Source organism: Glycocaulis albus (genome assembly GCF_014639075.1).
In the GTDB taxonomy this organism is placed as follows: domain Bacteria; phylum Pseudomonadota; class Alphaproteobacteria; order Caulobacterales; family Maricaulaceae; genus Glycocaulis; species Glycocaulis albus.
In genome coordinates this window covers 1-20,767 of sequence record NZ_BMFS01000019.1, presented here as the reverse complement: position 1 = coordinate 20,767, position 20,767 = coordinate 1, and the positions used below count along the sequence as shown (strand labels likewise).

Here is a 20,767-nt window from a genome sequence, read left to right as displayed (position 1 = left end):
ACCGCCCTCTCCACCGGGGCCCCGGTCCCCGAGCCGGGGCCTATCTTCACTTGATGCTCCGCACATCCGTGCGTCGCTGCGGGCAATCCCCGATCAAGCCGGGGACAGGCTGTGCCCGCTTGAGGCGGGGTTCGCACAAGCACCGCAGCCCGGATGGGCTGCGCAATCAGAAGACCCGCCCCTATCCCCCCAATCGCGCCAATACGGGGATAGATCAGACTATCCCCCGCGCGCCCCTTTGTTGCATTTTGGCAACACGGTGGAATCCGGGCCTCGGAACGGTGGAATCGGGGGGTGCGAACCGTGCAATCTGGCCCTGAAAACCTCTTAAAACGGGGATAGAGCACCTGGCCCCTCTCGCCAAGCGCCAAACGGGGTGTTATCCGCCCCCCTATCCCCCATGGACAGGTGTGTCATGCCCGCTATCGATCTTGCTCTTCTCTCCGCCGCCTTCGTCACCTTCTTCGTGGTGATCGACCCGATTGGCGTGATGCCGATCTTTGCGGGGCTCACCCAAGGAGCCAGCGCCGCGCACCGGCGCAAGATGGCGATCAAGTCGGTGCTGATTGCCACGATCGTCCTTCTGGGCTTTGCCTATGGCGGGGAATGGCTCTTGTCGGCCCTGCATGTCAGCCTGGATGCCTTCCGTGCGGCTGGCGGGGTTCTGCTCTTCCTGCTGGCGCTCGACATGATTTTTGAAAAGCGCACCGAGCGGCGCGAGGACCGGGCCGGCAAGCTGCATCACGAGGGCGAAGCGCACGAGGAGGATATCTCCGTCTTTCCCATGGCTATCCCCATGCTGGCCGGGCCCGGCGCAATTGCCTCCATCATGCTCTACATGTCCGGTTCAGGCGGGGATATCGCGACGCAAGGTGTCGTGCTCGCGGCGATGGCGGCCAATCTGATCGTCTGTCTGGTCCTGTTCCTCGCCGCCGGGCCGCTCATGCGCGTGATGGGGGATACAATCGCCGCCATGATCACCCGCATCCTCGGCGTGATCCTCGCCGCCCTGGCCGCCCAGTTCATCTTTGACGGGATTGCAGGCGCCCTGCTGGCGGGCTAGCCACCGGCCAGTTCCAGCGTCAGGGCAGGAAAATCGATCCGCCATCCGCGCCCCGATGACAGCACGTCCTGGCCGAGGATACCGTCGCGGCGCCCTGCCGTGCCTTGCGATAAGGCCATGACGTCCTCCAGCGTGATGCGGCGCGCGCCAATGATGAGGGTCAGCGCGGGCAGGCGCACGGCCTGCGCATCGCTGCCCATCCCCCCTGCCCCGCCGAGCACAGCGTCCCCGGCCTCCCCGCTGGCAGCGAGGCCCGGCAGGCGTTCAAGCGCGCTGAGGGACAGATTGGTTGTCTGCGCGCCGGTATCGAGCAGCAGGTGAAGCGGGCTATCCGCCCCTTCGGCCTGTGCCAGTACAATAGGGGCCAGACCCTGCAGATAGAGATTGGACTCGCCCCCGCCCGGCCCGGCAGAGGGTTCAAAGCAAAGCGTCCCGCCGGTCTCGCCGTGTTCGAAATCCAGCCGCTCCAGCCGCATAAGGACCGGCATGCCAAGGATCATTTCGATGGTGTACTGCCCGCCCGCAAAGCTCAGCGCCTCATCTGGCAGGATGATAAACACCACGTTGGAAAAGCGTACGCCCCCGATCTCCAGCGTGTCGGCGATGCCAAGCCCGGACTCCAGCGCGTCCACCGCCGCCGCGCCGACACTGACCCGGCCCTCAATCGCGCGAATGCCCAGCCGTTCAGCCGTGCTGGCCGTCACCGTGGAGAAGGCCGCGCCGGTATCCACAATGGCGTCCTGTGTCAGGGCGCCGAATGTCAGATCCGCGCGGGGCAGACCCGCCAGATCCCGCGTCACCGGCACGCAAGCAGGCTCCAGCGCCCCGCGCGAAATACGCGGCAAACCCCGCAAGGGCTCGACAAAGGCGCGCGCCTGCGCCGCGCCCGCTTCCAGCGGCTCTATTTCGCCTGCCCGGTCGAAGGCCCGCGCCGCCGCATCAAAATCCTCCCGGCGCAGCATCACCCCGGCCAGCGCCTCGGCCGCGCGCCGCTGCAGGGCCGGTTCAAGGCCTGCATCCGTCATCGCGATACCCAGCTGCTCTGCCGCGAGGTCATCCATGCCTGACAGCGCAGCGTTGAGGCCGGTGGCCAGCCGGGCGTGGGGGGCATCCAGCCCGCTTTCCAGCGCGCGCGAAAACGCCTGCGGCGTTCCGGCCTCCAGCGCGTCCGAAAGGCTTGCAGGCGGCGCAGGCTGTACTGTTGCCAGCACCAGCGCGCCTGCCAGACCTGGAAGAATTCCCGCCAGCATCCGGTACACCCCTCTCACATGTGATTTATCACATGTGAGAGGCTAGATTACGCCACCTGCCCGGGCAAGAATGGGCGTCAGCATTTTCCATGAAAGAATCGTCATCATGTCCCTGCGCCACGCCATTCTGGGCATTATCGCCCAGAAACCCTCCACCGGCTTTGACCTGCTGCGCGAGTTCGATGCCGGCCAGTCCGTGATCTGGCCCGCCCCGCAGAACGAGGTCTACCGGGTGCTGCGCCAGCTGAAAGAGGAGGGGCTGGCCGAGATCGTGGCGAGAGGCGCGCGCGGCAGCCGCACCTATGGCGCCACACCGGCGGGGCGGGCGGCGCTGGCGCAATGGCTCGCCGCCCCCAGCGACTACACCTTGCGCTATGAGCCTGTGTTGAAGGCCTGTTTCCTCGATCAGGCCAGCCCGCACGCGCGCCTTGAACGCGCCCGGCAGGACCTTGCCTTTTTCGAGAGCCAGATTGCGCTGCTTAGCCGGCCTGCAGCGCGCTCGCCGGACGCGCCTGACCGCGAGAATGCCCGCACCATGGCGCTCGGCCTCTATACCGCGCTGGCGAGCTGGGCCCGCACCATTGTGGAAGCGGATGAGGGCCGCTAGGCGGGCGGTTATGGCAGGGTTTATGGTCAATGTGCCGTAAACGCTGAAGATACGGAAATTTAGCCAGTTTCTGCCATTATCCTGCCTTCAGGGTGCGGGAGAAAAAGCGCCATGACACGGTTTCGCATCATGCTCTGGATCGCCTTTGCAGGCGTGCTGGCGCTCGGCCTCGGGGCCGGCGGTTTCAGCCTCGCCATCGGCATGGTGGATCAGGCAATCGCCTTCACCTGGCCGAGCGCGGGCGCGGCCCTTGCCATCGCCCTCCTGATCCCGGCCGCCCGGCGCGAATAGGCAAAAGCCTTTGGCAGAAAATGGCTTAGCTGCGTCCTGAGCCCGGCCCGTCATTCCACACAATACGGTAGAGATCAAAGCGCCGGTCTCGAAGGTTTCTGACGGTGCCAGAACGCCGGCTTTCGGCCAGATCGTCAAGCCGAAGGTCCGCAACGGCAATTGTCTCAACGTTTTCAGATGTTTCCGCTGCGATGCCATCACGCGCGAACGGGAAGTCGCACGGCGTCAGGATCGCGCTCTGCGCATAGTTGACATCCATGTTTTCCACGTCCGGCAGATTGCCGACATTGCCTGCTGTCACCACGTAAAACTGGTTCTCGATGGCCCGCGCCTGAGCGCAATATCGCACCCGCAAATGGCCGGTGCGGTCATCGGTGGCGTAGGGCACGAACAGTATGCGAGCGCCTTCATCGGCAAGCCGCCGGGCGAGCTCTGGAAATTCGCTGTCATAACAGATGAGTACGCCAATCGGCCCGCAATCTGTGGGGATGGCATGCACGAAATCACCGCCCTTGATATTCCACCAGAAACGCTCGTTCGGCGTCGGGTGAATCTTCTCCTGGGCGTGGACCGAGCCATCGCGCAGGAAGACATAGGCCACGTTCTGGATCTCGCCATCATCGGTCTCGGTGGGATGGGAACCACCAACGATATTGATGTTGTAGCGTACGGCCAGCTGGCTCATGAACTCCAGGAAGCGCGGCGTGTGGCGCGACAGGGCGGCGATGGATTCCTGCGGCGAGAGGCGCCGCTTTTCCAGCGATAGCAACGCCACGGTGAACATTTCCGGGAAGACGCAGAAATCGGCCCGGTAGTCCGAACAGACATCGACGAAATATTCCACATTGCGCTCAAACTCGCGCGTGCTCTCTACCGCGCGGGCCATGAACTGGACGGCGGCAACGCGCACAGTCTGCGGGTCGGGGCGCCTGCCTGCGCTGGGCATTTCGACGAATTTGGGATTGCGCCAGACCATCAGCGAGGCATGGCCCAGCGAGTCGGTATCTTCCGGGTAGTAGTTCTTCAGGACGCCCACCGGCTCAAAGCCCATGCGCATCTGGAAGTTGGAGACAGAATCCTTCACCTCGCGCGCCTCTATGGCGGCGAGATATTCTTCCGGCGTCGGGTAGGCCTTGCGGCGGCGCTTATAGCCGGGCAGGCGCCCGCCAAACACAACGCCCTTCAGCCCCCAGGCCTGGCAGAGCTGTTTGCGGGCATTGTAGAGGCGCTGGCCGATGCGCAGGCGGCGGCGCGTCGGGTCGACCGCCACCTCCATGCCATAGAGCCACTCGCCATCCTCGTCATGGCGCGCCGCATAGCCATTACCGGTGATTTCCGCCCAGGTGTGCGGGCTCATCGCCAGCTCTTCACTGATGATGAAGGTGGCACACCAGCCAACCACATCGCCTTCATATTCCACAAGAAACTGGCCTTCCGGGAAGGCCTGTATCTGACCGCGTATCATGCCCGGCAGGTCTGGCGGCAGGTTGGGATAGGCCCGGTCCTGGAGCGCCAGGATTTCCGGCACATCGGCCAGCGTGGCATTGCGTACGGTCAGCTTCGCGCTGCGGCGGGTATCAGTCATGAAAAATGGGGTCCGTAAAGATCGGTGCGCCGGTCCCGGAAAAAGCCCCAGGCAGCGCGGTGACGGTCAAGGAAGGCACGGTCGAAACGCGCAACCACCGCGCCCTGTTCCGCCCGGTCCAGCTCCGAGACCACTTCGCCAGTATGATCGCAGATGAAGCTGGTCCCGTAGAAGACCTGCCCGTTCTCGTCGCCCACCCGGTTCGCCGCCCCGATGGGTATAACATTGGAAACGGCATGACCCTGCATGGCCCGGCGCCAGCGCGCTGCCGTGTCGAGACCCGCATCATGGGGCTCCGATCCGATAGCCGTCGGGTAGAGCAGCACCTCGGCGCCCATCAGCGCCATGGCCCGCGCCGTCTCGGGGAACCACTGGTCCCAGCAAATGCCAACGCCCACACGGCCGAAACGCGTGTCCCACACCTTGAAGCCGGTATCACCGGGGCGGAAATAATACTTCTCCTGATAGCCCGGCCCGTCCGGAATATGGCTCTTGCGGTAGGTGCCGAGCGCCTTGCCGTCTGCATCCAGCATCACCATCGAATTGTAATAGCGCGGGCCCTCGCGCTCGAAGATGGAAACCGGAATGACCACGCCCAGCTCCGCCGCCAGCGGCTGCAGCGCCGTCACGCAAGGATGCTCCATCGCCGGGTAGGCCGTGGCAAACCAGCGCTCTTCCTGGCTGGTGCAGAAATAGGGGCCCTGAAACAGTTCGGGCGGCAGGATTACCTGCGCGCCCTTGCCCGCGGCCTCGCGCACGAGGCCCGTCACCGTCTCGATATTGGCATGCATGTCTTCACCGAACGCGCCTTGCAGCACGCCCAGCGTAATCGTCGCGTTCGTCAAGATCAGTCCTCGTTCAGCTCGTCGAGCCAGTCACCCGGCCCGTCGCCCGTGCGCAGATCCATCACCGTCGGCCAGAGCCGCCACGGGGCGCTGGCATCGGCATTCCATAGCGCTACATAGGCGAAACCGGTCGCCGGTTCCATGACGATCTGCGCGCCGTAGCCGGAGAGGTAGCCGGAATGGGCGATGAGGGTGCGATCCCCCCAGCGATAGATGCGCCAGCCGAGCCCGTAATGCGTTTCGCTTACCCGGCCCGGATAGCGCCGCTGAAGCGATTGTGTCTCGCGGGGCGTGGCAACATAGGGCGTGAACAGACGCTCGCGGATCTCCGCCGGTATGCCGCCGGTTTCTGAAATATGGGCCTGCGCCCACGCCATCAGGTCTTCCAGCGATACCACGGCTGCCGCCGCCGGGGCCACCGCGTCATAATTGCTGGCCGGGCTGCCGGGCGTGTCGGCGGTGCGCGCCCAGCCCCGGTGAGGCCGCGCCCAGCTGGCCGCCCGCGTCAGGTCGCGCTCGCCGAACCCGGCGGTCGTCAGTCCGTAGCGCTCAAACAGGCGGCGGCGCACATTGCGTTCATAGCTCGATCCTGTCGCCGCGCGCACCACTTCTGCTGCGCCGGAAAACACGATGTTCTGATAGGTATAGCACTCGCCCACCGCGCAGACCGGATCAAGCTGGGCGGTGTCGTTGAGGATGGAGTCGATGGTACGCCCTTCCTCCAGCCGGTTGTCATAGGCATTACGGGGCAGGCCTGTGCGGTGGGACACCAGGTCCAGCACGGTCGGGCGGCGTGTATTGTTGACCTGGATGATTTCCGGCGCCGGATCATCGAGATGGATACGGCCCTCATCCTCCAGATGGGCCAGCAGGACGCCGGTCATCGTCTTGGTCAGCGAGGCGGCGCGGAACACTGTGCGCGGCGTGATAGGCTCTCCCGAACCGGCTGCGGTCTCGCCGGAGGTATAGATCAGCGCCGGCCGGCCCTGCTCGATAATCGCGACGGCCAGACCCACCACACGGCGTGAACTGGCCGCCTGATTAAGCCGCATGATCACATCGTCGAGATAGGCGAGATTGGAATAGAGCGAGACGCGCGGCTCACGCGGATTGCTCAGCTGGGCAAGCGTTTCAGCCTCATCGACCAGCGTCGGCAAAAGCCGTTCAGGCGAAATCTGCCAGACAAATGCGCCACCATCGGCGGGCACCGCGACCGGCACCACATTGCCCTCGCTGACATAGGCCGTATCAAGGGATTCGGCCATCGCTGCCGCTTCGGCCAGTGCCGCTTCCGGGTCCATTTCCGGCGCGCTGGCAATGACCGGTGCCTCTGCCTCCATGCCCGGCGCAGGCGCAATACGATAGATGGTTTCAGCCGCTGCCGCGCCATCTGCGTCCGGCGTGTCTGCTGTCCGGCGTGCCGGCAGCTCGCGTTCGGGCAGTACCGGCGCCGCATCGGCATTCGTGCCAGCCGCCGACCCGGCATCGGCGATGACATACACAGTCTCGCCGCCATCACTCATTTCCGAGTTCCCCGCCGCCTCGCGGCGCGCCTCGGCAGCAGCAATCAGCGCATCGGCCTGCTCCATCGTCAGGCTGGCAACGGGAGAAGGCGCATCATCAGCCGAAGCCAGCGCGCTCGCCGTCAGCGCACGCAAGTATGGCGTGGGCGGCACCGCACTGGATGCGGCCGCGAGCGTGAGGGCTGCAAAGGCATAGGCTGTATAGCGCATGGGATCAGACCCGTGGCTGGTTGCACGTCACACAATGAAAGGACCCGCCGCCCGACAGGATATGCGAAGATGGGCTGGCCGCAAGAGTGTGCAACGCAAAGTAAGGTTTCAGAATCTCTAACGCGCCATCCGCGTGTTCGTTAAACGACGGAACAACCACCGTTTTTGGCGATATCATCCAGTTCATGTGGGATGCGGCCTTCGGCTCGCCATCCGCGTCTGCAACCCGGCCAGGCGAGGGAATGCGCACGATTTCCAGCTTGCGCCCCTTCGCATCGCGCGCGCTGGCGAGCTGGCGCGCTATGGCTTCGAAGATTTTCGCATTCGGATCGTCGGGCCCGCTGGCGCTCTGGCAAGCGACGATGCCCGGCGCGATGAAGCGGGCGATATTGTCGACATGGCCATCAGTGTGGTCGCCGATCAGGCCTTCATCCAGCCAGATGACCCTACTGATCCCCAGCGCCTCCTTCAGCCGGTCCTCCACCTGCGCTTCAGAGAGGCCCGGATTGCGGTTGGCGTTCAAAAGGCACTGGCGCGTCGTGATCAGCGTACCCTCGCCATCAAACTCCAGCGCACCGCCCTCGCACACAAGATCGGCCTCCTTGAGCGACGCCCCGGCCAGCGCCGCCACGGCAAGGCCGATCTGCTGGTCGCCGTCGAGCTCATACTTGCCGCCCCAGCCATTGAAGCGGAAGCGCACGGCGTTGAGCTGGCCGTTCGAGACCGCAAAGACCGGCCCGGTATCGCGCACCCAGACATCGCCATAAGGATTGCGCACCACCTCGACCGTCTGCCCCAGGCGGGCACATACATCGCGCTGCGTCTCCTCATTGGCCGCATGCACGGTGACCGCCTGGCCGCCACGCACCAGATGGCTGACAAAGCTGGCAAATTCGGCGCGCGCCGGATCAAGGTTTTCCTCCCACAGCTCGCGATTCGCCGGCCAGCAGGTATGGATCACGGCTTGCGGCGCAGTCTCGTGGGGGATGTGAACAGGGGCGGTCATGGGCGGTCCGGGCTGCTGGCGGTGAAAGGCTCTGCCATACCATGCCCGCAAACGCGTAGCGATGGGGTTAAGCGGGACGCAGATATCTGCCGGCGCAAAAGAAAAGGGCGGCTCAGCCGAGCCGCCCTTCCCTTCAGTCTCAGAGCCTGTGAAGGCTGGTTACTAGAACTCGTAACGCAGGCCGATGCGGGCACGCCACACCGAAGCCGAGTTGGAGTCAAAGTTCACCGGCTGGTCACGGAACTCATTGTAGCGGTACACACAGTCACCGGCATTGATGCAGGTCGTGCGCGGCGCGTCACCCGTGAGGGCCGTGGCACCATCGACGCCGTTGAGCGCAACGTCAGCGGCGCTGACCAGGTCGGCGCGGATTTGCGGCGACTGGTTGTTGCCCGGGCCGTTCACCCGTGTGCCCCAGCTGTCATTGAGCAGGTTCAGGACGTTCTCGACATCCAGGACAACAGCAAAGCGGTTGTCACCGAACCAGCGGCTCGCGCCCGGAACGCCCGGCAGGTATTGCTGGACGCGCAGGTCCCAGCGCTGGTTCCAGCGCGAGGAGAGCGAGTTCACTTCGTGGATCTGACCGCGGGCAATGCCCAGGTCGTTCACAAAGCCGTTGAACGCGGTTTCGTTCCAGGTCGACGCGTAGACAACGCGGGCATCCGTTCCAGCCAGCGGGATGTAGGCCGGGTTGTTGTCGAACGGGTTCTCGCCAGCGCCGGCACGGCCGAACAGGGCGTTATTGTTGTCGATGTCGTAGGTGATCGTGTACGGCGAGCCGGACTGGATCTGACCGAACAGATCGATACGGGTGCCGAAGTCCTGGATCAGCTCGAACTCATAGCCCAGCGCGACACGGAAGGCATGCTCGATCTGATAGGCCGAGGTGCGCACTTCCGGGAAGTTCCGGTCAACGGCCGTCTGGCCACGCCAGGAGGAGATACCGCGCGAGGAAGAACCCTCGGTGATGAACTCGATATCCTGGTGAGCGTACGACACGAAGAAGTCGAACCCGTTATCGAACGCGTTCGAAAGCGACACCGTGAAGGTGTAGCTGTTGTCGCCCGAACCATTGGTCACGACCGTGCGGTTCTGCAGGCCGAGCGCCTGAAGGTCCGCATAGATGGCGCGGCCGTCCGGAGCCGTGCCGACCGGCAGGGCCGGGTTCGGCTGGGTCTGGGCATAGTTGGTCCACAGGAAGGTGTCTTCCGACTGCGTGTAGAGCAGCTGCGCCGATACGAGGTAGTTGGAACCCAGATCGAAGCCGCCAATGTTCACGTCAAATTCCTGGTCGACGCGCAGCGAGGCTTTCCAGTCGGACGGAATGTTGAAGTCCGGATCGATCGCATCGATGGCCGTCGGCGTGCCGGCGGCAACAGAGGCGAGCACCGAAGCCGGAAGGCCGGCCCGCGTCGGGACGACACCCGCGACGTTGCTGGCTGACGCAAACACGGTCGGAGCCTGGAAGGCGTTCGAAATCCACACTTCCGGGCTGCCGCCAGCGAAACGGCCGACGCCGCCAGTGATCGTGGTGCGGTCAAACGGCTCGTAGCGGAAGCTCAGGCGCGGCATGAACAGCGACAGACCGTCAAGGTTCGTCGTGTTCGGGATACCGGCTTCGGTCTGGAAGCTCGGGTCGGCAACCGGCGTGTCATCCTGCGTGTAGTACTCGTAACGGGCACCGGCCGTCAGCTCGAGGTTCGGACGAACCTGCCAGCGGGCCTGACCGAAGGCCACCCAGCGTGAATACTCCCACGATGCCGCGCCGTCGGCAGTGTTGTTGGACGGCGTGTTGCGGTAATTCACGGTGTTGGCAATGCCGTTCTGAAGGTTGGCAACACTGTTGAAGATGTACTCACCGCTCGAGGTGTCCACAAACAGGTTGAATACGTCGTAGTTCTCGTACTCGCCGCCGACGGTGAAGATGAAGTCGCCGGTGCGGTAGTCGGCAGAGCCGAACAGCTGCAGGCGGGTATCTTCAAACTCGTTGGCGTGACGGAAACGGTCACAGCCACCCGTCAGGGTACGGGTCGAGGTGCCGCTCGTCAGCAGGCCGTCCAGCGGCGTGCCGGCAACGGCCGCTTCGTTCAGGCGGATGGTGATCTGGCCGACATCATTGCCCGCACGGCAGTTCTGGCCACGCAGGAAGTCGATATAGCTGGCACGCAGCGTGGTCGACAGTTGCGGGGTCCAGTCGGAGAAGAGCTGGGCAGTGTAGCTGGTCAGCTCGGTGGGGGTGTCATACCAGGCCGAGGTGAAGTTGCTGGCGCCGATATTGCTGGTGCCGGTGTCTTCGGTCTGCTGGTAGGACAGCTGGAGGCGGTGGTCGTCGTTGATGTTCCAGTCGATACGGGCAAAGTAGCGCGTGGTTTCTTGCGGCACCGCACCTTGCTGGGGACGGCCGCCCATATCGATCCCGTACGTGTTCTGGACGATCTGGTTGAGCGCCTCGAAGAAGCCGGGCTGGTAGCCGAGCGAGGCGTCGGTGGACGCAAAGTCAACCGAGGAAGCCGTTTCATAGGTGTCGTAGGACAGGGAGAAGAAGAGGCGGTCGCGGATGATCGGGCCGCGGAAGGTTACGCCGTATTCCTTCTCGTCGAACTCGCCCGGGTTGAAGCTGCCATTGCCGCCAAAGGTCGAGCTGCCGATATAGTCCTGGTCGCGATAGTAGTAGAAGGCCGAGCCGTCGAACTCGTTCGTGCCGCCGCGCGTGGTGACGTTGACGAGGCCGCCGGTGAAGCCCGACGAGGTGACGCCATAGTCAGAGGCAACCAGCGCCACCGATTCGATGATGTCGATATTGATCGGCGAGCGGGCCGTGGCGAAGGTATTGGAGCCAAGGCCGAAATTGTCCTGCTGGCGGGCGCCGTCAATGGTCACGCCGTTGAAGCGCGGGTTCACACCGGCAACCGACAGATTGTTCGGGCCGCTGGATGAAGCGAGCGGGTCGCGCAGAAGGGTGGAGACAACGTCGCGGTTCAGCGAAGGCTGGTTCGCAATGTCGCGGGCGTTGAAGTTCGAGCCCACGCCATTGTTCAGGTCGGTCGTGTTGATGGCCTGACCGGTGACCGTGATGACTTCCGTGGTTTGCGGCGCCAGCGTGATGCGCAGCGGAGATTGCGAGCCCGGCTGGAGGTTAAGGCCGTCAACGGCTTCGCCTTCAAAACCGGCAGCAGAAACGACTACCGAGTAAGGGCCGCCAACGCGCAGGCCGGAGGCAAAGAATTGACCGCTGCCGGTCGTCGTTGCAACGCTGACCGTGGAAGTCGGCACGTGGATGATGGTGACGCGGGCGTCCGCAATCGGCGCGCCATTGGCGTCAATGACGGCACCGCGCAGCTCGGCGGCGGTCTGCTGGGCGTGCACGGCAGCAACCGGGGCCATCGCGGCGAGCGCGGCCACAGAAGCGCCGTAGGCAAACTTCTTGAGGAAAGTCATGGGATAGGTCCCCCTGGATCGACCAAAATGAAGCGAAGCCCGCCGGAATACGGGCGTTCGGGGGACCGCTTACGGGCGCTGGGAGTCGGTTCGGTGACACAAGTGTGAAGGTTTTATTTCAGTGCTGGCAGTTTATTAACAGCCCGTTAGGATGCATACGGAGCCATCACGTCCGGGCAACGCTGGAAAATCAAGGCTCTGCCGGAATTTCCGGTCCGCTTGTGGCCTTTCCCCGGTGGCGCACCACCCGTCTTCAGCTCCTCCTCCGCGCAGCGAACCGGGGGCGAGCGTTGCTTCTGCGCAACGCCCCTTACCCGCGCGCCCTGAAACAATAGCTGCAAGCCAGGTGCACTCATCACCCGGAAGCTCTATGTAGGTGCGACCCCGAACGTCACTGTCTGCCCGGCCCGACACGAACATGACCCCGCTGCACGTATCCCTGCCTGACATGGCAACGCGAAGGCTCGTCCTGGCGGCGGGCCTGTTCGGCCTTGTCCTGCTGGCTGCGCGCATTGCCGGACTGATGATCAACCCGTCCAGCCTCTATGCCGACGAGACCCAGTACTGGGTGTGGTCGCGCGATCTGGACTGGGGCTATTTCTCCAAGCCGCCGCTCATCGCCTGGATCATTGCCGCCACAACCGCCGTGTTCGGTGATTCGGACTGGGCGATCCGGCTCGCCGCGCCGCTGCTTCACACCGCAACAGCGCTGCTGCTGGCGCTGAGCGCGGACCGGCTGTTCGGCCGGGCTGCGGCCGCGTGGACCTTCATCGCCTGGATCACCCTGCCCTCGGTCTGGCTTTCGGCGGCGGTGATTTCCACCGATGCGGTGCTGCTGACCTGCTGGTCACTGGCGCTTTACGGGTTTGTCCGGCTGCGCGAAGGGGCGGGCTGGAGCGCGGTCATCCTGCTGGGCAGCGGCTTCGGCCTCGGCATGCTGGCCAAATACGCCATGAGCTATTTCGCCGCCGGGCTGTTCCTGGCCGCCGTGCTCGATCCGGCGTCGCGCCGCGCCCTCATCCAGCCCCGCCTGCTGGCCGCGCTGGCGCTTGCCGGGCTGATCGTGCTGCCGAACCTGATCTGGAACTGGCGCAATGACTTCGCCACCGTCTCGCACACCGCGGCCAATGCCAACTGGGGCGCGGACATGTTCAATCCCGGCGAGGCGATTACCTTCCTGATCGACCAGATGGGCGTGTTTGGCCCCGCCTTCTTTGTCGCGCTGGTAGCGGCGGTGATCATGCTGGCGCGTCAGTGGCGCAAGGGCAGCGCAGACCCGCGCCTTCTTGTGCTGGCCTGTTTTTGCGTGCCCGCCATTCTGGTGGTGACAGGTCAGGCATTCCTGAGCCGTGCTCACGCCAACTGGGCGGCCAGCGCCTATGCGGCTGCGACGATTATCGTGATCGCCGTTCTGTTGCAGGGCCCGCGCTGGCGGCGCTGGGTGCTGGTCGGCTCGATCGCGCTGCACACGGCTGTCGGCATCAGCTTTGCCACGCTGGCCATGAGCCCGGCCCTGACCGAGCAGGTGGGCCTGGCCAATGCCTTCAAGCGGGTGCGCGGCTGGCCGGAGACGGCAACCGCACTCGCCGAGGCCGTGGATCGTAGCGGGGTGGACACGCTGGTCTTCGACAACCGTAATGATTTCCACCAGATGCAGCGCTATGGCGGCGCCATCAATGCAGAGCTCTTCATGTGGATGCGCTATGGCGGCGTGACCAACCATGCCGAACAGGGCTGGGCGCTGCCCGCCGGCTTTGAAGGCCCGGTATTGATCGCCTCGGAGCGCCCGCTGGAAGTGCCAGTCATGGCGTTTGACTTTGAACGCCTCGAACCGGCGGGCGATATCCGCATAGATCTGGGCGGTGAGCGGACACGCCACTACCAGCTCTTCATCGCGCAAGGCTATAGCCCGGCGGTAAGGACAGAAGCGTTCGAGGAGGCCATCCGCCTCTCACGGGAGGCGCGTGAGGCTGCAGCTCAATAGCCGCCAGCCTCATCGCCCCAGATCTCGCGCAGGCGCTGGTCACGCCGGCACCCGAAGCGGTAGCGCTGATAGCGGATCGGATTGGCCACCGCGTAATTCTGGTGATAGGCCTCCGCCTCCCAGAAAGGTTCGGCGTCGCGGATACGCACGGCGAGTTCACGGCCGAACCGCGCCTCCACCTCTACGGCGCTGGCCTCAGCAGCGGCGCGCTGAGCGTCATCGAGGGTGAAGATTGCCGGCGCATAGGCCGGTCCCCGGTCGCAGAACTGCCCGCCTGCATCGAACGGATCGACATTGCGCCAGTAATGCGCCAGCAGCGCCTCATAGCTGACGTCCTGCGGGTCGTAGATAATCTCGACCGCCTCGACATGGCCGGTATTGCCGTTGACGACCTGGCGGTATTCGGGGTTCTCCACATGGCCCCCGGTAAAGCCGGACACCACATCGATCACCCCGTCGAGGCCCTCAAAATCGGCCTCGGTGCACCAGAAACAGCCTGAAGCGAAAATCGCGCGGGCCTGTCCGTCCGGCAGGGCGGGCGCGGCGGCTTCCTCCTGCGCGGATCCGGCAGGGCTGTCCGAGCAGGCCACCAGGAAGGCGGCGGCAAAAAGGGCGAGAAGGCGCATGACGGTATCCTTCGGATCAGCTCGCCATCAGTAAATGACGCAGACTGCCGTCAGGGAAAGCCCCGCGCGCGAAATTGTGACCGGCAGACGGGTCAGGCGATACCGCCCAGCTCCTCCAGCCCGGCCGCAAGCGCCAGGTTCTGCACGGCCTGAACGGCAGCGCCTTTCAGGAGATTATCGAGCGCGCACACCACCGTGCCATAGCCCCCGCCTTCACCAACCGCCCAGCCGCCCACGACTGCGCCCGGAACATCCTGTCCATCGCGGATTTCCGGGATGGCGTCACTGAGGCGGATCAAGGGCTCAGGGCCATAGGCGGCCTCATAGCGGCTTTTGAGCGTATCGAGCGTCACCGGCGCCGCGAACGAGAGCTGCGCAGTCAGGGTGATGCCGCGGAAAAAGGCCGCGACATGCGGGCAAAAGCGCACCTCATGGTCCAGATGGCGGCTCATCTCGCGCTCATGGAGATGCCCGGTCAGGGAATACGGCATGAGATTGTCGCGCAGCGCCTCGACATCATTCTTGCGGCTGGGCGTAGTGCCCGCCCCTGAATAGCCCGACACGCCGAACAGATGGGCTGGACCGGACAGAAGATCACGCACGGGATGCACGCAGAGCTGCCCCGCCGTCGCATAGCAACCCGGATTGGCAATGCGCGTCGCACCCTTCAGGGGCTCCCGCCCGTAAAGCTCCGGCAGGCCGTAGATCCATTTCTCATCAAAGCGATAGTCCGCCGAGAGATCGACGATGATGGTCCCTGGCGCCGCCTTGTCGATGGCCGCCACGTAAGGGGCCGCCTCGCCATTGGGCAGGGCCAGGATCACGGCATCCGCCCCGCGCGCCGCCACATCCTCCGGCCCCATCGCCTCGAAAATGAGGTCTTCACGCGCTTGCGGCGCGAGCTTCGTGACCGGCTCGCCTGCCATGGCGCGCGAGGAGGCGAAGGCCAGGCGCATGTCGCTGCGCCGCGACAGGATCGCGACAAGCTCCTTGCCGGTATGTCCGCGTGCGCCCACCAGGCCGACACTCAGCATGGCCCTAGCTCCTCAGCGTCGGCGGCAGGGCCGCAATGCGCTCCACCATCGCGGGAATGCGCGACAGATCATCCTCCCCGCGCCAGAACACCGTCCAGTGGCCGGTTTTCACCGCGCCATGGCAGGTGGCAAAGTAGAACTCGTTGATCGGGTTATCGCTGCGCGAGCGCCAGTAAAGGCGCGGCGCATAGGCGATCAGCCGGCGCCACACAGCGCCGCCCAGCCCCTCGCCGCGCGCATCGTCCAGCACCGCGAACTTGTCGAGATAGATCACATCATCAAGCCGGGAGGTGATCGCCGCCGCCCGGTAGCTCTCGGTGACAAAAGCGCGGTCAAAGTCCAGACGGTCGAAATACCCTTCCACCAGACGGCGCCCGAAAGCCTGCTCGATCAGCGGCGCGGCACGCGCGGTATCCAGATCGGCCTTGTCGGTGATCTCCAGCATGCGCTCGCCCTTGCGCACCAGTGTGCCGGACCCGGCATGGGTGAACAGCTCCTTGGCCAGCTCGCCCGGGCTGGTGATCGAGACCGAGCTGGACAGCGGCAGATCATCCAGCAGGCGCTTGATCTCCTCCATCTTCAGCCGCATCCCGCCCGACACCCAGTCCGCGCCCATCAGCTCGTCAAAATCGGTGGCGAGGTTGATGGCTGACAACGGCTTGCCCGCCTCGTCCAGCAGCGCGCCGGTCCCCGTCAGGAACACGATCTTGTAGGGCTGGAGCGCATGCACCAGCGCGCGCACGGCAGCATCGGCATTGATATTGACCATGCGCCCGTCGGCCGTGTCGCCAAGACAGGCAAGAATGGGCGCCTGCCCGGCACGTGCCGCGGCGGCTACCAGATCAAGGCGCACAGCCCTGGGATCGCCGACGCGCCCAAGCTCGGCCTCATCCAGCAACTCAGCCTCGAACACGCCTGACGGGATGGCCGCCGCGCGCCCGCCGCAATCGCGGATGGCCTGCACCAGCTCCAGATTCACGCGCGTCAGCGTATCGCGGATGACCGGGATGGCTTCGGGCGGGGTCACGCGCAGGCCCTGCTTGCGCACGGTCTCGATGCCCGCCCCGGCGAGTGCCTTGTCGAGCTGGGGTCCGCCGCCATGCACCACGATCGGCGCCAGCCCCACCGTCTGCAGGAAGGCGAGCGAGGCCGACAGCGCAGCCATGTCCTCTTCCATCACGGCGCCGCCGACCTTGATGACGGCGAAACGCTCCTGATCGAGGCGCGAGAAGCGGGTCAGATACTCGCGTATCTCCTTGCCATCACGCATCTGGGAGAGAAGCTGGACGATCGCCGAACGCACCGGCACGGCGGCACCGCCCCGTTCGGTTGCGGTATTACCGGCTCCCTGGTCGATCACGCTGCCCCTCCCCGAACGAGGGTTTCCATGATCGCCTTTTGCACGTGCAGGCGGTTTTCCGCTTCAGCCAGACCGATAAAGGCCGGCGAATCCACGACCGAATCTGCAATCTTCACATTGCGGCGCATGGGCAGGCAGTGGCTGACGACCGCCTTGTCCGTCAGCGCCATCTTGGCGTCATCAATCATGAAGCCAGCCCCCTTGGCGCGGTACGGCGCTTCATCGTCCCACTTGCCGAAGAAGGGCAGCGCGCCCCAGCTCTTGGCGTAGACGGCATGTGCGCCGCTATAGGCGGCTTTCACATCGGTGGTGACGGTGAGAGACGTGCCCGCATCTCCGCAGAACTGCTCCGCCGCATCCATGTAGCGTGCATCGAGGCGGTAGACCTCATCCGGAATGAGCAGGCGCACATTCATGCCAAACTTCGACGCGATCAGCAGCGCCGAGTTGGCGACCGCCGTGTTCAGCGGTTTGGGATGCGGCACCCAGGTCAGAAGAAATTCCTTGCCGCGTACATCGCCGATCGCGTCCTGCAGCGCCATCATGTGCGCCAGCTCCTGACAGGGATGGACGATCGTCTCCATGTTGATCACAGGCACGGTCGCGTATTTCGCATAGGCCGTGATCAGTGGATCCTCGCGCTCTGCGGTCCAGTTCTCGAACTTGGGAAAGCAGCGGATCGCGATGAGATCGACATAGGAGGAGAGCACGCGCGCGGCCTCCTTCACATGCTCTTCTGCCGTGCCATCCATGATGGCCCCGTCCTCGAACTCGACCGGCCAGGTGCCGCCGCGCGCATCAAGCACGATGGCATGACCGCCCAGCTGGTGCGCGCCCAGATCGAACGAGGTGCGCGTGCGCAGCGAGGGATTGAAGAAGACGAGCGCGATGGACTTGCCTTTGAGCGCATCGCCTTGCGGGCTTTCGCGGAATTGCCGCGCGCGGTCGATCAGGGCCTGGAGTTCTTGTCTCGACCAGTCCGCGGTAGTGAGGAAATGCTGCATCTTTCGCGCGCCTCCCGAAAGGGAAAAGGAAAGCTCACGCGTTTAGCGCTCCTTGCTGCAATGCGCAAACGGGTGTGTGAGCGGGAGGTGGTGGTTGATCTTGTTTCCTGATTAGCCAGCAGTTGAACCCCCGGAAGCCCGCAGGGCTGTCCAGGGCCTCAGGCCAGTTCTGCCAGAGGTCCCGGCTCGCGCTTCGCCTGGCCGGGATTTCAGTGCTTCGTTGAACCGCTCACGGGCTACCCTGCGCTGCGGCCGTAAGGAGCTCGGCAGCGTCCTCCACCTCCTCAGTCACGCTCTCCCCGCGCGCATCGGCATCCAGCGCCGCAATCAGAGCCGGGTCGCGATTATAGATGTCGTGAATGAAGCGGACATGCCCGAAACGGTCCGAAACGGCGGTAAAATAGAGGATATGGACCGGAATATGGTTGCGCAGCCAGACACGCCGCGTGCGGCCATTGTCAAAAGCTTCCTCCATTGCCTCACGCGTCCACCCTTCCTCGCCCTGCAACACCCACCAGGCCAGTTCGCGCGGCTCGTCCACCCGTACACAGCCGGAGGATTCATTGCGTTGGACCTGATCGAACAGGGCGCGATGGGGCGTGTCGTGGATGTAGATATTGTGGATGTTGGGGAACATGAACTTCACCTCCCCCATCGAGTTGCCGCGGCCCGGCACCTGGATCACCCGGTAGCGGCCATTCGCCCAGTCCGCTTGCGACGGGCTGATCACCCCGCCTGTTGACTGGTCGACTAGCCGGTATCCCGATGCCAGCGCATAGCCCGGATTGGTGCGGAAGCGGCGCAGCCAGGGCGCGCCAAGGCTGGTGGGCGTATACCAGACCGGGTTTATCTCGATGAAAGTCATGTCCTCGGAAAAGACCGGCGTGCGGTTATATCCCCGCCCGATCATCGAGCGGTGCACACGCTCGACCTCGCCGCCCGACCAGGCCTCGAGGCGGTAATCGGCGAGGTTTACCCGGATATGGCGCTCTCCCAGATCACGCGCCACCCAGCGCCACCGCTCCAGATTGGCCCGCACCTGATCGATTCTGTGGCGCGGCGCCATGTTCAACTCGCGCAGCGTGCCAGGACCGGCAACACCGTCAGTGGCCAGATTATGCCGCGCCTGAAACCGGATCAGGGCGGTACGAAGCATGTCGTCGAAAGGCGTGTCCGGCGGCGCAAGACGCGCCAGCAGGCCTTCCTCATGCAGACGCGCGCGCAACGCATCCACCCGCGGCCCGCTCATGCCGGGCTCTATCGTGTCGCCTCCCGTAATGGAGGTATGGGCACGCAACAGCGCGTGGCGGCGCACCAGCTCGCGGCGCAGGGCCATGTAGTCAGGATGGGAGGGACTGAACCCCTCCAGCGTATCGAAGACCGTGTTCTCCCGCAGCGCGGTAACGAGGGCCAGATCAAGGTCAGGCGTGGCCTGCGGCGCGGTCCAGTCGGGCTCCAGCTGGCGCGGATCGATACGGCCCAGCGCAAGGTCGCGCGCCAGTGCCATGAAGCCCTCGCGGGCCAGCGCATCGCGTTCAGGGCCTTCAGGCAGAGCCAGCACCGCTTCGGGCGACGGGTAATGCTCCGGTGTAAGCCCGTGAGTCCAGACCTCACTGAGCGCATCGGCCAGCTCGGCAACATGACCATCGCTCCATGCCTGGCGTGCCTGTAGGGGGCCGGCCGCCATCAGCGCCAGCAGACAGGCCGCCATCATCATGGAAAACGCGCGCGCGCCCATTTCTCCCCCTTCCCTCTGGCGGCAGGTTAACAAGACCTTGCCGGAATGAGAACGGGAAACAGACAGGCAAGTAAAAACCCCGGACCGTAACACGGTCCGGGGTCATTACGTCTTACTAAGCCGGTGCGGCAGCCTTATTCAGGCGCGCCATCCTCCGGATTTTCCTCGGTGGCCTCTTCCATGGCCTCGCCGGCTTCGTCAGCCCACTCTTCAACCTGCTCGCCGGCATCCTCGGCGGCATCAGTGGTGGCATCCCAGGCGTCCTCGGCAGCGTCAGTGGTATCTTCCCACGCTTCCTCGGCCGGGTTCTGCTCCTCGGTGCCTACAGCCTCATCAATTTCTTCACCCGCTTCTTCTGCCGGACCCTGCTGCTCACAGGCGGCCAGAATCGCACTTGCAGCGAATGCAGCCAGAACAATTTTTTTCATCGTCAACTTCTCCATCAGTGACCTGTCCATCAGGGAGGCCGGCGGCGCTATTCGTGCCCCGGTTTTTTGCAGCCCCGCGGAATAACCGCAAAAGAAAGCCAACAGCTTATTGGCTTCCCGTCAAGCAATAACAGGCCGCAAGGCCGGGAAATTGCCTGTTACGGCGCTCGAACCAAACGCATGACTGCCGTATTTGGTTGCATCGCATTTGTCGTAGACAGCATTCGCACATCTTACGGTTTTGTCATGCCGGCATGATGGACGCCGCGCGCGATGGCCCGCGCCAGGCAGTCGGCCGCCAGACTGCCCAGACCGGCAAGGGAAAGGGGCGCAGGGTCCGGAAGGGCGCTGCGTCCCGTCGACGCCACAAACACCACATCACCGTCAAAGGGCGTATGGACCGGGCGTATCGCGCGCGCCATGCCGTCCTGGGCCATGATGGCCACTCGCCGGGCCTGATCTGGTGTCAGCGCCGCGTCGGTAGCGATAATGGCCAGCGTCGTATGGGTACGCAGGCCAGGATTGAATTTCGCCTCGCCCCAGTCCTCTATATCGCCAAGCGGGCCGGGCGCGCCGCCAAGCCCGCCAAATTCCCCATCCCGCTCGAACGGAGCGGCCCAGTATTGCCCGGTGCCCGGCACCTTCACCGAGCCGAAACTGTTCACGCAGACCAGCGCGCCGACGGTGTAGCCATCGCGTGATCTGGCGCTAGGTTCTGTACCCATAAACGGGATTCCCAAATCAGCTGGGTCGTGATTCAAGCTCCTTGAAGGGA

The 20,767-nt window shown here is 64.4% G+C and carries 17 protein-coding genes; 4 read left to right on the top strand and 13 right to left on the bottom strand.

The window, feature by feature from the left end:
* Positions 1-415: 415 nt before the first annotated feature.
* Positions 416-1,063 (top strand): MarC family protein, encoded by a 648-nt coding sequence (locus tag IEV75_RS13720; protein WP_188453136.1) that lies wholly within the window; start codon positions 416-418, stop codon positions 1,061-1,063.
* On the opposite strand, the gene IEV75_RS13715 is transcribed toward IEV75_RS13720, so the two are convergent.
* Positions 1,060-2,313 carry a retropepsin-like aspartic protease gene (locus IEV75_RS13715; protein ID WP_188453135.1) on the bottom strand — a complete coding sequence of 418 codons (1,254 nt, stop codon included), beginning with the start codon at positions 2,311-2,313 and terminating at the stop codon, positions 1,060-1,062. The two genes, IEV75_RS13720 and IEV75_RS13715, sit on opposite strands and share 4 nt — an antisense overlap.
* A gap of 106 nt (positions 2,314-2,419) precedes the next feature.
* On the opposite strand from IEV75_RS13715, the gene IEV75_RS13710 reads away from it, so the two are divergent.
* A complete protein-coding gene (locus tag IEV75_RS13710; protein ID WP_188453134.1) occupies positions 2,420-2,920 on the top strand; it encodes a PadR family transcriptional regulator in 501 nt (166 codons plus the stop codon).
* A gap of 111 nt (positions 2,921-3,031) precedes the next feature.
* On the top strand, positions 3,032-3,211 hold the full coding sequence (locus IEV75_RS13705; protein WP_188453133.1) for a hypothetical protein: 180 nt from the start codon (positions 3,032-3,034) through the stop codon (positions 3,209-3,211).
* A 25-nt stretch (positions 3,212-3,236) separates the two neighbouring features.
* Here the strand turns inward: IEV75_RS13705 and IEV75_RS13700 are convergent, their stop codons facing one another.
* The 5 genes from IEV75_RS13700 to IEV75_RS13680 form a co-directional block, all read right to left on the bottom strand.
* Entirely contained in the window at positions 3,237-4,796 is a 1,560-nt protein-coding gene (locus IEV75_RS13700) for a carbon-nitrogen hydrolase family protein (protein ID WP_188453132.1), read from the bottom strand.
* On the bottom strand, positions 4,793-5,626 hold the full coding sequence (gene aguB / locus IEV75_RS13695) for an N-carbamoylputrescine amidase (protein WP_373290539.1): 834 nt from the start codon (positions 5,624-5,626) through the stop codon (positions 4,793-4,795). Before aguB ends, IEV75_RS13700 begins: the two co-directional genes overlap by 4 nt.
* A 17-nt stretch (positions 5,627-5,643) precedes the next feature.
* Complete coding sequence (locus tag IEV75_RS13690) at positions 5,644-7,374, bottom strand: serine hydrolase (RefSeq protein WP_188453131.1); 1,731 nt, start codon at positions 7,372-7,374, stop codon at positions 5,644-5,646.
* Positions 7,375-7,378: 4 nt separating this feature from the next.
* Positions 7,379-8,380: an agmatine deiminase family protein gene (locus tag IEV75_RS13685; RefSeq protein ID WP_188453130.1), complete on the bottom strand. Its 1,002-nt coding sequence runs from the start codon at positions 8,378-8,380 to the stop codon at positions 7,379-7,381.
* 162 nt (positions 8,381-8,542) lie between these two features.
* Positions 8,543-11,818 (bottom strand): TonB-dependent receptor, encoded by a 3,276-nt coding sequence (locus tag IEV75_RS13680; RefSeq protein ID WP_188453129.1) that lies wholly within the window; start codon positions 11,816-11,818, stop codon positions 8,543-8,545.
* 418 nt (positions 11,819-12,236) lie between these two features.
* On the opposite strand from IEV75_RS13680, the gene IEV75_RS13675 reads away from it, so the two are divergent.
* Complete coding sequence (locus IEV75_RS13675; protein ID WP_188453128.1) at positions 12,237-13,802, top strand: ArnT family glycosyltransferase; 1,566 nt, start codon at positions 12,237-12,239, stop codon at positions 13,800-13,802.
* On the opposite strand, the gene msrA is transcribed toward IEV75_RS13675, so the two are convergent.
* The 7 genes from msrA to IEV75_RS13640 all read right to left on the bottom strand — a co-directional run bounded on the left by msrA (position 13,796) and on the right by IEV75_RS13640 (position 20,717).
* Entirely contained in the window at positions 13,796-14,428 is a 633-nt protein-coding gene (gene msrA, locus IEV75_RS13670; RefSeq protein WP_188453127.1) for a peptide-methionine (S)-S-oxide reductase MsrA, read from the bottom strand. The genes IEV75_RS13675 and msrA overlap by 7 nt on opposite strands.
* 92 nt (positions 14,429-14,520) lie before the next feature.
* Complete coding sequence (gene argC, locus IEV75_RS13665; RefSeq protein ID WP_188453126.1) at positions 14,521-15,462, bottom strand: N-acetyl-gamma-glutamyl-phosphate reductase; 942 nt, start codon at positions 15,460-15,462, stop codon at positions 14,521-14,523.
* A 4-nt stretch (positions 15,463-15,466) separates the two neighbouring features.
* Entirely contained in the window at positions 15,467-16,822 is a 1,356-nt protein-coding gene (locus IEV75_RS13660) for an acetylglutamate kinase (RefSeq protein ID WP_233351880.1), read from the bottom strand.
* Complete coding sequence (locus IEV75_RS13655; RefSeq protein WP_188453125.1) at positions 16,819-17,826, bottom strand: N-acetylornithine carbamoyltransferase; 1,008 nt, start codon at positions 17,824-17,826, stop codon at positions 16,819-16,821. Before IEV75_RS13655 ends, IEV75_RS13660 begins: the two co-directional genes overlap by 4 nt.
* Positions 17,827-18,055: 229 nt before the next feature.
* Complete coding sequence (locus tag IEV75_RS13650) at positions 18,056-19,564, bottom strand: L,D-transpeptidase family protein (protein ID WP_188453124.1); 1,509 nt, start codon at positions 19,562-19,564, stop codon at positions 18,056-18,058.
* A 134-nt stretch (positions 19,565-19,698) separates the two neighbouring features.
* Positions 19,699-19,992 carry a hypothetical protein gene (locus IEV75_RS13645; protein ID WP_233351879.1) on the bottom strand — a complete coding sequence of 98 codons (294 nt, stop codon included), beginning with the start codon at positions 19,990-19,992 and terminating at the stop codon, positions 19,699-19,701.
* A gap of 233 nt (positions 19,993-20,225) precedes the next feature.
* Positions 20,226-20,717: a P1 family peptidase gene (locus IEV75_RS13640; RefSeq protein ID WP_233351878.1), complete on the bottom strand. Its 492-nt coding sequence runs from the start codon at positions 20,715-20,717 to the stop codon at positions 20,226-20,228.
* Between the last annotated feature and the right edge of the window lie 50 nt (positions 20,718-20,767).